The organism is Companilactobacillus kedongensis, assembly GCF_003946625.1.
GTDB classification, from domain to species: Bacteria; Bacillota; Bacilli; order Lactobacillales; family Lactobacillaceae; genus Companilactobacillus; species Companilactobacillus kedongensis.
Genome location: NZ_RHOR01000001.1, coordinates 211,235 through 223,517, shown reverse-complemented (window position 1 = coordinate 223,517; position 12,283 = coordinate 211,235). Strand labels below are relative to the sequence as shown.

16 protein-coding genes are annotated in these 12,283 nt (G+C 35.0%); 3 read left to right on the top strand and 13 right to left on the bottom strand.

Translation table 11 applies throughout. The annotated features are described in order from the left end of the window. Positions 1 to 3: 3 nt before the first annotated feature. From frr to EKM60_RS01065, 6 genes are all read right to left on the bottom strand, one after another. The gene (frr, locus tag EKM60_RS01090; RefSeq protein ID WP_125711686.1) at positions 4 to 564 is read right to left on the bottom strand and encodes a ribosome recycling factor; all 561 of its coding nucleotides are present in this window, start codon (positions 562 to 564) and stop codon (positions 4 to 6) included. Further along, positions 557 to 1,288: a UMP kinase gene (gene pyrH, locus EKM60_RS01085; protein ID WP_125711685.1), complete on the bottom strand. Its 732-nt coding sequence runs from the start codon at positions 1,286 to 1,288 to the stop codon at positions 557 to 559. Before pyrH ends, frr begins: the two co-directional genes overlap by 8 nt. A gap of 153 nt (positions 1,289 to 1,441) precedes the next feature. After that, a complete protein-coding gene (gene tsf, locus EKM60_RS01080; protein WP_125711684.1) occupies positions 1,442 to 2,320 on the bottom strand; it encodes a translation elongation factor Ts in 879 nt (292 codons plus the stop codon). Between the two features lie 66 nt (positions 2,321 to 2,386). Continuing rightward, the gene (gene rpsB, locus EKM60_RS01075; RefSeq protein ID WP_125711683.1) at positions 2,387 to 3,169 is read right to left on the bottom strand and encodes a 30S ribosomal protein S2; all 783 of its coding nucleotides are present in this window, start codon (positions 3,167 to 3,169) and stop codon (positions 2,387 to 2,389) included. A gap of 122 nt (positions 3,170 to 3,291) precedes the next feature. Next, positions 3,292 to 3,573 (bottom strand): GIY-YIG nuclease family protein, encoded by a 282-nt coding sequence (locus EKM60_RS01070; RefSeq protein WP_225426970.1) that lies wholly within the window; start codon positions 3,571 to 3,573, stop codon positions 3,292 to 3,294. After that, complete coding sequence (locus EKM60_RS01065) at positions 3,563 to 4,285, bottom strand: tRNA1(Val) (adenine(37)-N6)-methyltransferase (protein ID WP_125711681.1); 723 nt, start codon at positions 4,283 to 4,285, stop codon at positions 3,563 to 3,565. Before EKM60_RS01065 ends, EKM60_RS01070 begins: the two co-directional genes overlap by 11 nt. Positions 4,286 to 4,347: 62 nt before the next feature. Between EKM60_RS01065 and EKM60_RS01060 the strand changes: the two genes are divergently transcribed. Next, the gene (locus EKM60_RS01060; protein ID WP_125711680.1) at positions 4,348 to 4,974 is read left to right on the top strand and encodes a lysophospholipid acyltransferase family protein; all 627 of its coding nucleotides are present in this window, start codon (positions 4,348 to 4,350) and stop codon (positions 4,972 to 4,974) included. A 27-nt stretch (positions 4,975 to 5,001) separates the two neighbouring features. Here the strand turns inward: EKM60_RS01060 and EKM60_RS01055 are convergent, their stop codons facing one another. Together EKM60_RS01055 and EKM60_RS01050 are read right to left on the bottom strand one after the other, a co-directional pair. Continuing rightward, entirely contained in the window at positions 5,002 to 5,223 is a 222-nt protein-coding gene (locus tag EKM60_RS01055) for a YneF family protein (protein WP_057763709.1), read from the bottom strand. A gap of 61 nt (positions 5,224 to 5,284) precedes the next feature. Further along, the gene (locus EKM60_RS01050) at positions 5,285 to 5,527 is read right to left on the bottom strand and encodes a DUF896 domain-containing protein (protein WP_125711679.1); all 243 of its coding nucleotides are present in this window, start codon (positions 5,525 to 5,527) and stop codon (positions 5,285 to 5,287) included. A 91-nt stretch (positions 5,528 to 5,618) separates the two neighbouring features. Here EKM60_RS01050 and lexA point away from each other — a divergent pair, with 91 nt between their 5' ends. Further along, entirely contained in the window at positions 5,619 to 6,242 is a 624-nt protein-coding gene (gene lexA / locus EKM60_RS01045; protein ID WP_125711678.1) for a transcriptional repressor LexA, read from the top strand. A 58-nt stretch (positions 6,243 to 6,300) separates the two neighbouring features. On the opposite strand, the gene EKM60_RS01040 is transcribed toward lexA, so the two are convergent. Then, positions 6,301 to 6,849, bottom strand: a complete 549-nt coding sequence (locus EKM60_RS01040) for a prolyl-tRNA synthetase associated domain-containing protein (protein WP_225426969.1) — start codon at positions 6,847 to 6,849, stop codon at positions 6,301 to 6,303. Between the two features lie 110 nt (positions 6,850 to 6,959). On the opposite strand from EKM60_RS01040, the gene EKM60_RS01035 reads away from it, so the two are divergent. Next, positions 6,960 to 7,832 carry a LysR family transcriptional regulator gene (locus tag EKM60_RS01035; protein WP_125711676.1) on the top strand — a complete coding sequence of 291 codons (873 nt, stop codon included), beginning with the start codon at positions 6,960 to 6,962 and terminating at the stop codon, positions 7,830 to 7,832. Between the two features lie 31 nt (positions 7,833 to 7,863). On the opposite strand, the gene purD is transcribed toward EKM60_RS01035, so the two are convergent. The 4 genes from purD to purM are packed head-to-tail and all read right to left on the bottom strand — an operon-like array spanning position 7,864 to position 12,283. Further along, positions 7,864 to 9,117 carry a phosphoribosylamine--glycine ligase gene (purD, locus tag EKM60_RS01030; RefSeq protein WP_125711675.1) on the bottom strand — a complete coding sequence of 418 codons (1,254 nt, stop codon included), beginning with the start codon at positions 9,115 to 9,117 and terminating at the stop codon, positions 7,864 to 7,866. A gap of 15 nt (positions 9,118 to 9,132) precedes the next feature. After that, positions 9,133 to 10,686 (bottom strand): bifunctional phosphoribosylaminoimidazolecarboxamide formyltransferase/IMP cyclohydrolase, encoded by a 1,554-nt coding sequence (gene purH, locus EKM60_RS01025; protein WP_125711674.1) that lies wholly within the window; start codon positions 10,684 to 10,686, stop codon positions 9,133 to 9,135. Positions 10,687 to 10,697: 11 nt separating this feature from the next. Then, positions 10,698 to 11,264: a phosphoribosylglycinamide formyltransferase gene (purN, locus tag EKM60_RS01020; RefSeq protein WP_125711673.1), complete on the bottom strand. Its 567-nt coding sequence runs from the start codon at positions 11,262 to 11,264 to the stop codon at positions 10,698 to 10,700. Next, a complete protein-coding gene (gene purM / locus EKM60_RS01015; RefSeq protein WP_125711672.1) occupies positions 11,264 to 12,283 on the bottom strand; it encodes a phosphoribosylformylglycinamidine cyclo-ligase in 1,020 nt (339 codons plus the stop codon). The genes purN and purM overlap by 1 nt, the downstream gene beginning before the upstream one ends.

Genomic DNA, 12,283 nt, shown 5'->3' with positions numbered 1-12,283 from the left:
AGGTTACCCTTCAGTAATTTCCTTTTCTTTAGCCTCAGCAAGTGCGTTAATATCAGAAACTGCCTTGTCAGTAACCTTTTGAATTGTATCTTCTAGATCATGTAGGCCGTCTTCTGTAATATCACCATTTTTTTGTTGTTTTTTAATGTCATCCATAGCATCTCTTCTAACATTTCTAACAGCAACACGTGTTTCTTCGGCTTCCTTACCAACTTGTTTGGCAATCTCTTGTCTGCGTTCACCAGTTAGTTGAGGGATTACCAATCTAATAACACTTCCGTCATTAGCAGGATTTAAACCTAAATCTGAAGCATTAATGGCATGTTCAATGTCATCTAATGCTGTTTTATCATAAGGAGTTACTAATAGAACACGTGCTTCAGGAATATTAATAGATGCCACTTGGTTAAGTGGAACTTCTGTACCGTAATAAAAAACTTTGATGTTATTCAAAATTGACGCATTAGCTTTACCAGCACGGATGTTAGCAAGTGCTCTACTTAAAACGTCGATAGATTTTGTCATATTTTCTTTTGCTTTTGAAACAGCTATATTATCAGTCATCTTTACCACCCTTTATAATAGTTCCTATATTTTCTCCTTGAACAACACGTTTGATGTTCTCGGGTTTGTTCAAATTAAACACGATCAATGGAATGTTATTGTCCATTGACAATGATGATGCAGTAGAATCCATTACACCTAAGTTCTTATTAATAATATCAAGTTGTGTTAATTCATCATATTTCTTAGCATTTGGATCTTTCTTAGGATCAGCTGAATAAACACCGTCAACATTATTCTTGGCCATCAAGATAACGTCAGCTTCAATTTCAGCAGCTCTTAATACAGATGTAGTATCAGTTGAAAAGTATGGATTACCAGTACCACCAGCAAAAATGACAACACGGCCCTTTTCGAGATGTCTAACAGCTCTTCTTCTGATATAAGGTTCAGCAACTTGACGCATTTCAATAGATGTCTGAACGCGCGTAGGGACGTCTAATTGTTCCAATCCATCTTGTAATGCTAAACCATTCATAACAGTGGCCATCATACCCATATAATCAGCTTGGGCACGATCCATTCCCATTTCAGCACCAGTCTCTCCACGCCAAATGTTACCACCACCACAGACGATAGCAATTTCAACTCCTAGTTCATGGATACTCTTGATCTGTTCCGCAATCTTTTTAATAACAGGTGGGTTAATTCCAAACCCTTTTTCTCCAGCTAAAGCCTCACCAGAAACTTTTAAAATTATTCTTTTATACTTGATATCAGGCATAGTACTCTCCTTTAAATTTGCTATTAAACATTTTAACATAATAGATTAAGCTAAATTATATTAATCAGCTATTTTTCACTAAAAAAGGCTGATTATACAAGAAAAGACCGTTTAATTCATATGAATTAAGCGATCCCCTATCAAAAAAATTAATTACTTGATTTGATTCATAACTTCATCAACAAAGTTATCTTGAGCTTTTTCAATACCTTCGCCGACTTCAAAACGAACGTAAGATACTAATGAACTCTTCTTTGATTCAACATATTGTTGAACAGTCATATCTGAATCCTTAACAAACTCTTGATCAGCCAAACTAATTTCTGATAGATATTTGTTTAGACGGCCTTCAACGATTCTTGGAACGATCTTTTCAGGCTTACCTTCAGCTTTTGTTTCTTCAGTGAAAATCTTCTTTTCATGTTCCAAAACATCAGCAGGTACAGCATCACGGTTAAGATATGTAGGATTAATAGCAGCAACGTGCATTGCAACATCTTTAGCGGCTTCTTCATCAGAACCGTTTAGAAGTGTAAGTGCAGCGATCAAGCCACCATTATGTAAGTATGAGCCGAATACTTGTGAATCATTCTTTTCAACGATGTGGAAACGTCTCAAAGTGATTTTTTCACCAATAACGGCTGTTAAACCTGTAATAGCGTCATTAATTGTTTCGCTATCACCTGTCTTAAGTGCTAAAGCTTCGTCCATTGATTTTGGTTCGCCTTCAACAAGAGCTTTACCGATCTTAGCAACAAGATCTTTAAACTTATCATTTGAAGAAACAAAATCAGTTTCTGAGTTAACTTCGTAAATAGCAGCTTTGTTACCAGAAATAACAATTTCAGCTAATCCTTCAGCAGCGATACGACCGTTCTTCTTAGCAGCCTTAGCAATACCTTTTTCACGTAATTCGTCAATAGCCTTTTGCATGTCACCATCAGCGGCAACCAAAGCCTTTTTAGCGTCCATCATACCAACACTTGTTTTATCACGTAATTCCTTAACTTGAGCAGCAGTTATTTTAGCCATCAATTATCCTCCAGTCGTAAAATAAAGCCATCTTATTCAGATGACTCTATTCACAGTTATTAATTTTTATTTTGCGTTACCATTATCTGATGATTCAGCAACATTTTCAATAGATTTGTCATCTTGTGCTTGATCTTTATTAAAATCATCACTTGAGATATCGTCTTCACCTTGACGGCCTTCAACGATAGCGTCAGCCATCTTAGAAACGATCAAACGAACGGCACGAATAGCGTCATCATTTGAAGGGATAATAACATCAATATCGTCAGGGTCTGTATTTGTATCAACCATAGCAACGATAGGAATGTTAAGTTTCTTAGCTTCGTTAACAGCAATGTTTTCTTTATGTGGATCAACAATAAACATAACATCAGGAATTCTTGGCATATCTTCGATACCACCAAGGAACTTCTCTAACTTAGCTTGTTGTTTTGTTAGTAGGGCAACTTCTTTCTTAGGTAGGCGTTCGAATGTACCATCTTCAGCCATTGCCTTAAGATCCTTTAATCTCTTAATACGTTTTTGAATTGTGTTCCAGTTAGTCAAAGTACCACCTAACCAACGGTGGTTAACGTAAAATTGACCAGCACGTGTAGCTTCTTCTTCAATAGCATCTTGTGCTTGTTTCTTAGTACCAACGAATAAGAAGATACCATCATCACCGGCAACAGCCTTCATATAATTGTAGGCATCGTCGATCATGCGAACTGTTTTTTGTAAATCAATGATGTAAATACCATTTCTTTGTGTAAAGATAAATGGCTTCATCTTAGGGTTCCAACGTCTTGTTTGGTGTCCAAAATGTACACCGGCTTCAAGTAGTTGTTTCATAGAAATAACTGACATAAAAAATTCCTCCTGGTTTTTACCTCCACTTAAGTCGTGTTCTATTGATACGCATAGCGCACCGTCAACAGAATCGTTAAGTGTGTGTATTCAATACAAGCAAATATTATATAGAAAAAAGACTATTTAATCAAGTAGTTACGCCAATTTATTCCAGCATTCAATAATAATTTTTCTTTCTTAACACGAGTAAATTTTTTTAATTCTATTTCTCGCTTTAAGGCTGACGATTTGTCGGGTAATGTTTCAGTATAAAGTAACTGGACTGGGCGTCTGGTTTTAGTATACTTGGCCCCTTTACCTGAATTATGTGTTTTAACACGTTTTTCAACATTGTTACTAGTTCCAATATAAAAAGTTTGATCCGCACACAAAAGCATATAAACATAATAGCTATCCTTCAATGATCGACTTTGCCTCCTTAGTAAACTCTCCATCTTGATAAATGACAAGATCAGGTTCAACTTTTAGCGAGGCTGACTTAACCGTTTTAATAGCGTCTATTAGAACCAGGTTGGCATCTTTATTTTTGGTGGATCTAACAAAACGAACTCTCTTAGGTTGCAATCTATTGTCCAGCATATTTTTAAACAACTCACTTAACCTTTCTGGTCGATAAACCATGAATAAATGAGAATTTTCTTTCAGCAACACTTTAGATGCATATAAGACCTTCGACAAATCAGTTTTGATTTCATGTCTGGCAATTGCTAGAACCGGATTGTCCTTCATTTTTGAATTATCCTCAACCGCGAAATAAGGTGGATTGCAAACAATTGAATCAATAGTATCATGTGAAATATAATTTTGAACATTCTTCAGATCATCATTGATCAGTTTCACTTGAGCATTCAAATTATTTTCATTAATACTTATTTGAGCTAAATCTGACAATTCTTTTTGCAATTCAACCAGATATATTGTTGCTTTAGTTTTATGTGTCAAAGTTATCCCGATGGCACCATTACCTGAACATAGATCGACAACAGCACCTTTTTTTGCAGGTTTGGCAAAGTTATAGAGTAAAATGGTATCGAGATTAAAGGAGTAGAGTTGCTTATCTTGAAAGATACGCACACCACTGTTTGAAATGATATCTTGAGACAAATTAGACATTATGTACCTACTTTATGGTATTTTATTTAAGTAAAATTAATTTTAGGGAGAATGATAACTTTATGTTTTATAAATTTATCCGAGCTTTTGTTAAGGGATTAGTTTTCATTTTAAATGGTAGATTTAATGTTGTTGGAAAAGAGAACCTGCCTGATGGCCCTTATATCATTGTGGCACCTCATAGAACTTGGTGGGAACCCGTTTTCTTTGCCCTTGTTATTGCACCAAGAGAGGCCACTTTTATGGCCAAAATAGAACTATTCAAAAATCCAATTATCCGCTTTATTTTAAATCATGCACATGCCTTTCCAGTTGATCGTAAACATCCCGGACCTTCAGTTATCAAGACTCCAGTCAAAGCACTGAAGAAAAAAGGTCAAGTTTTGATCATGTTCCCATCTGGAACACGTTACTCTGAAGATTTAAAAGGTGGCGCATCATTAATTGCCAAGCTTTCAAAAGCTCCATTAGTACCCTTCGTTTATCAAGGACCTTTAAAATTCTCCGGACTGCTAAAACATCAACAAATAACCATTGGTGTCGGACCAGAGATCGATTTTGATTTTAAGGCAAAACTAGACGATGAGCAAACTAAAAAAGTAAATGAAGATATGGAACAAAGCTGGAAAGATATTGATAAGGAAATCGATCCCAGCTTCAAATATGTTCCCGTCAAAAAGAACAAATAAAAAAACTAGACATTGTGTCTAGTTTTTTTATTTCTTTTTCTTTTGTTGGGCTTTCATTGAGCTCATCACTTGGTTCAACTTCTTTTGTGAAGGCTTCTGTCCCATTTGTGCCATCATTTGTTTGATCATATCTGGACTGATTGGTGGATTTTCTTCAAAGTACTTCTTCATGTACCATCTAGCAATAAAGAAACCTGCAGCCAATCCCGCTAATAAAGCAATGATTGCGACAAGAATAATTGTCAACATTTATCGTTCACCCTTTCTATACATTTAATAATACTACAAAAAAACTCACTAAATTAAAAGACTAATCGTCACGTAATCCCTTTTTACGTTGAATTTCTTTAACTTTATTAGGAGTTACTTCTTTTCCTTCTTTATCATACACTTTCATCATTTCTATTTGTGAACGAAAACTTGCACGGAAATTCTCCAAATACTTTTCACGCAAAGCAGCTTGCTGTTTCTCTTCTTCATGTGTGATCGTGCCATCTTTAGCTTTATGAGCTAGCTCATTTATCTTAGCAATTAGTTCTTCTTGCTCTTTCATTAATAAACACCCCTGTATAGCGAACACTTGTTTGAATTTGTATCATAATTTTGATACAATCTAAATAAGATACTAACAATGAGGTGTTTTAATGTCAAAAGTCGAGATTTCTAAACAATCCCAAATTTTACAATGTATCCATGATTATTTAGATGATCACGGATATCCTCCAACAGTCAGAGAGATCTGTGAAGCAGTTGATTTATCTTCAACATCAACTGTACATGGTCATTTATCTAGATTGGAGAAAAAAGGTTTCATCCAACGAGACCCTACAAAGCCAAGAGCCATCGAACTGACTACTGCTGGTCTAAATTCAATCGGCATCAAGTCAACACAAATTCCTATTCTTGGTGCTGTTGCCGCTGGACAACCTATCACAGCCGAAAGAAACCCAGATGGTTACTTCCCCGTACCACCTGACTTGAACCGCGATTCAGGTGAATTGTTCATGTTGGAAATTCACGGAGAAAGTATGATCAATATCGGTATTTTTGATGGAGATTACGTAATTGTCCACTCACAAAATACTGCAAACAACGGTGAGATCGTTATTGCGATGACCGAAGATATCGAGGCAACTTGCAAACGATTCTATCAAGAAGAAGACCATTATAGACTTCAACCAGAAAATGACACTATGGACCCCATTATTCTAAACAACGTTGAAATATTAGGAAAAGTAGTTGGATTATATCGTTCCGAAATATTCTAAATAAAAACCTTATGATGACTGATAAATAAATTCAGTCATTCATAAGGTTTTTTTAATTCTAAACTTCAATAATTGCTGGTGTATGGTGAGTTATTGGCAAAAGTCTTTTGATTATATCATCCGTACTAACTTTCATATAACCAGTTGTCGTACCATCTGAACATCCATACCATTCTTCATTGACAACATCTTTATCTATAACAATTTTTACATCATTATTCTCATCAATCAAGGCACTATATATAGTTGCCGCACCAATTTTTGTGCCTATCATTTGATCCATGAGTTCTTTAGGAGCAAAAGATACTCTTGAAACATCCAGTGCATGACTGAAATCCTTTGACTTAAACTTTTTATCACCGGTAGTGATAAACAAGTAAAATGACGTCTTCTTTTGATTACATAAGAATAGTGTCTTTACCATCTTCATATCTAACTTTTCATCGATCAAAGTACAGTCATCCATAGTAATGGCCTCGTCAGTGTGGACTCTTTTATACGGAAGTTTTAATTCATCTAAAGTGTCATAAACCTTTTCTTGTAATGGAGTTGTACATTCCTCTGGACGTGTTTCTTTAATATCACTAATATAAAACAACTTGTTCATCTCATTTCTTTAATTCATTTCACAATTAGGTTAACATGAGATGATTAATTACAAAAGCGAATGTTTATCATGCTTAACATTACAATTTCAAATATATAGGAGTTTACTAAATGGACACCAACTTACAAAAATACATTGCCTTTGTCGAAACAATTGAACTAGGAAGTTTCACTAAAGCTGCCAAAAAATTAAATTACTCTCAATCTGGGATCAGCAGAATGATTGCTGATCTTGAGAAAGAATGGAATATTTCACTACTCGATCGCAATAAATCCGGCTTGTCACTAACATCTGATGGCAAATTTTTGTATTCATATATTAAGAATCTCAATAATGATTATCAAAAGCTGATGTCTGCTGTTGACGAATTAAATGGACTACAATCTGGCACCATAAGGATCGGCACTTTTTCAAGTGTTGCCACACATTGGTTACCAAAAATAATAGCCGCTTTCAAAAAAGACTATCCTAAAATAGAATTTGAATTGCTCCTCGGTGATTACCACGAAATTGAAGAATGGATTACAAACGGCAGAGTGGATCTAGGCTTTATTAGAACTCCGAATTCTAAAAATTTTGATACTATCCCGTTGGAACAAGATCCATTAATGGTAATCCTACCAGAAGATAGTCCTTTTAAAGATTACACTGAATTTCCAACTGATAAGTTGAATGATATGAAATTTATTCTATTAGACAAAAATAGAAATTCTCTTTTAATAGATTATTTTGAAGAAAACAATATTCATCCCGATATACAATTCACTACTTGGGATGATTATGCAATTATGTCTATGGTAGAAAATGGATTAGGCATAAGTATTTTACCTAAATTGATCCTCCAAAAGTGCTCCTACAAAATCTTAGCTAAACCATTATCCAAGCCACTCAACCGACAAATATCTGTGGCAATGAAAAATCGTCAAACTATGTCTTTAGCGAGTCAAAAATTATTAGACTATTTAACTTATCGAGCAAAATAGGCACAACCTCAATATGAGGTCGTGCCTATTTTTATACCGAATTTTTACCAATATCACGACGATAGAAAATATTGGTTGCATCTACACTATCTAAGAACGAATAAACATTATCTTGTGCCTCAGTTAAATCATCTGCATGTGCATGAACACAGAATAATCTACCACCATCGGTTAAAAGATTCTCATTTTTTTCAGCTACTCCCGCAAAATTTATTTCATCTGAGTAGTTCAAAAATTTCTTTTTAGAATCAATAATATTACCAACTTGTGGATTATCTGGATATCCTTGGCTGGTCACAAAAACTCCTAAATCAGTGCCCTCATTTTTCCATTCAATATCTAATGACTCATTATTTAAAAGTCCAAATATTACCTCTGATAAATCGGATTTGATTCTTGGTAACACTACTTCAGTCTCAGGATCACCAAATCTTACGTTAAATTCTATAACTTTTAATCCTAAATCTGTCAAAATCAATCCCGCATATAAAACTCCTGTATAATCAACACCTTGCCGATACATTTCATTGACAAATGGTTCTAGGACATTCTCATATGCATTGGTAATTATACTTTTATCTATATTTGTAACGGGGCAGACGGCACCCATTCCACCTGTGTTACTACCCTTATCTCCGTCTGATTCACGTTTATAATCTTGTGCTATTGGCATCGGATAGAATTTATTTCCATGAACGAATGCCATTAACGAAAATTCTTCACCGTCTAAGAACTCTTCAATAATTATTTTTTCTGTTTGATATTTATGTTCAACCAATAATTCATTTATAACTGATTTTCCATTTGCTAAATCGTTTATAACATATACACCTTTACCGCTTGCTAGACCATCAGCCTTTATCACGATTGGTAATACTGAACTTTCTAATTTCTCATTAGCAATTTTTATGTCAGTAAACTCTTCATAAAAAGCTGTCGATATATGGGCCGCCTTCATCAAATTTTTAGAAAATAACTTTGAACTTTCGATTTGGGCTGATTTTTTATTTGGACCAAAGACCTTTAATCCATTTTCTTCAAAATAATCTACTATTCCATCAGTCAAAGGACGTTCCGGTCCAACGATTGTGTAGTCAATTCCCATATCAATTACAAAATCAGCAAGCTTAACAAAATTGTTCTCTGCTATATTAACCGTTTTAATATTAAATAAGCTCATACCAACATTACCCGGGGCACAGAAAACATCATTACCTGATTTCTTCATGAGTGACTTACAAATTGCATCTTCTCTGGCACCAGAACCAACTACTAATATTCTCATATCTATACTCCTGATCTAATGTTTAAAATGTCTGCGACCGGTGCAAACCATAGCAATACCATACTCGTCAGCCATATCAATTGAATCTTGATCATGAATTGATCCACCTGGTTGAACGATTGCTGTAACGCCATGTTCAGCGGCGTATTTTACACAATCATCCATTGGGAAGAAGGCATCAGAAGCCAAGATAAATGGAACTTTTTGATTATCTTTAAACGTATCTTCAGCTTGGGTAATTGCGATTTTCACAGAACCGATTCTATTCATTTGACCTGCACCAACACCCAGCGTCATATCAGTAGTTGTCACAACAATTGCATTACTTTTGACATGTTTAACAACCTTTTGTCCAAATAATAACGCTTTGCGTTCTTCTTCAGTTGGCTGTTTCTTAGTCACTACTTCAAAATCATCAAAAGAATCAATTGTAGTATCACGCTCTTGCATGAGGATTCCACCCAGTACAGAAGTATAATCAAATTTATCGGCTAGATCCACCTTACTAAAGTCTAAAGTCAATAACCTAATATTCTTCTTCGATTCAAGTACTTCCAATGCTTCCTTAGAAAAACTTGGCGCAATAACGATCTCTAAGAAGATCTTATGCATTTCATTGGCAATTCTCTCATCAACTTCACGATTAACTACCACGATCCCACCAAAAATCGACATAGTATCAGCCTCATACGCCTTTTGCCAAGCTGAATAGATATCCACTTCATCTGTTCCAATTCCACAAGGATTCATGTGTTTTAGTGCAACCACACATGGCGTATCGAAATCGGAAACAATTCTAATTGCTGCATCTGCATCTCGAATATTATTAAATGACAATTCTTTACCATGTAATTGTTGTGCGGAGGCAATCGAGTATTCTGTTGGCATAGAATTTTTGTAAAAAGCTGCTGATTGGTGTGAATTTTCACCATATCGTAATGATTGCTTGAACTCCAAGGGAATCGTCTTTGATTCTGGAAATTCTTCTGTCGAAATATCAGTCAAATAATTTGAAATAATACCATCATATTCAGCAGTATGTCTGAACGCCTTGGCAGCAAGTAATCGTCTAAATTCAATTTGATCACCAGAATTTTCTTTTATCTCATTCAAAACCGTTGAATAATCATTTTTGTCAGTTACGACATAAACACTTTCAAAATTCTTTGATGCGGAACGTAGCATAGAAGGACCACCGATATCGATTTGTTCGATTGCATCTGCCAATTTAATATCTTTTTTGGAAATTGTTTCTTTAAACGGATATAAATTCACACATACGAGATCAATGGTTTCAATGTCCATTTTTTTCAAAGTTTCCATATGTTTTGGATCCGAACGTTTTGCTAATAACCCGGCATGAACTTTAGGGTGTAAAGTCTTAACCCGACCATCAAGTATCTCGGGGAATCCAGTCACTTCATCAATTTCAGTCACTGTAATTCCATTTTCTTGTAATTTCTTATATGTTCCACCAGTCGAAATAATTGAATAACCTACTGATATTAATCCTTGAGCAAATTCTACAATTCCAGTTTTATCTGAGACACTGATAAGAGCATTTTTCATCATTTTTCCACCTAATATTTTTTTAATAAGTTCAAAACTACTTCTGGATATATCTCATGTTCTTTGTCATGTACACGTTGTTCGAGTGTGTCAACGGTGTCCGAATCCAATATGGGTACTGTCTCTTGTCGAATTATCGAACCTGTATCTACACCCTCATCAATATAATGAATTGTTACGCCGGTTGAATTTTCTCCAGAATTAAAAGCTCTCGCAATAGCATCTAAACCTGAAAATTTTGGCAAATATGACGGATGTATATTAATTATTCTTCCAGGATAAACATTTAATAGGGTTTTAGTAACTACCCTCATATAGCCTGCCAACAAAATATATTCAATATGCATTGGCTCTAAATAATTGACAATGGCTTGTTCGTAATCAGAACGGGTCTCATAGTCACTTAATTTATTTATAAAAATAGGAATATTTCTTAGCTTAGCTTTTTCTATTACTGCAGCTTTCGGCTTGTCACAAACTAGCAATACTATCTCTAAGCCATTTTCTTTTAACATCTTATCATCAGCCAAAGCTTCAAAGTTAGTTCCATTACCTGATGCAAATATTGCAACTTTCACTACAACTCACCCACTAACTTTACAGCCGTATCCAAATTCGATGCTACTTCTCCAATAGTAAATCCAAGATTTTCTTTCTGATTTAAACTATCAAGTACAGATTGTTCATTTTGGGGATCAACTGCCAGTACCATCCCCACGCCCATATTAAAAATATGAAACATATCGTCATTAGATAATTTCCCATACTTTTTAACCACTTTGAAGATATCTGGGACTTCCCATAAAGAGGAATCAATTTTTGCCTGCAATTCATCAGGCAACATTCGAGGAATATTTTCGTAAAATCCTCCACCAGTAATGTGTGCAATTCCGTTAAGAACATCCCGATCTAATAACGGCGCAATCTGTTCCGTATAGATTCGTGTTGGCGTCATCAAAATATCCCCTAAAGCTTGATCAGGAAATTCTTTAAGTCTTGATTCATATTTAAAGTTGTTATCTTTAAAGAAAATCTTTCTGATAAGAGAAAAACCATTAGAATGTAACCCACTTGAAGCTACACCTATTAATTTGTCGCCAACATGTACTTTTTTAGGATTCATAAGTTGTGATTTTTCTGCTATACCTACTGCAAATCCGGCCAAGTCATAAGTGTTCTCAGCGTACATATCGGGCATTTCAGCGGTTTCACCACCAATAAGTTCTAAATCTCCAATAACACAGCCCTTTAAAATTCCATCTAAAACCTGTTTAACAATGTCTTCTACTTTAGATGTAGCAATGTAGTCTAAAAAGTATTGCGGTTTAGCACCTTGGGCCAAAATATCATTAACACACATAGCGACACAATCAATCCCCACCGTGTTATGTTTTTTACCTTGTATTCCTAATAATAACTTGGTACCCACGCCGTCATTACTAGAAACCAAGACAGGATGATCATATCCTTCTGGTATTTCAAAAACTCCACCAAAATGGCCAATATTACTGGCACTTCTAGCTAATCTATTTTTTACGAAATCAGAAATTTCATATCCAGAATTTACGTTTACACCGGCTTTTTCATAAGGATCCAT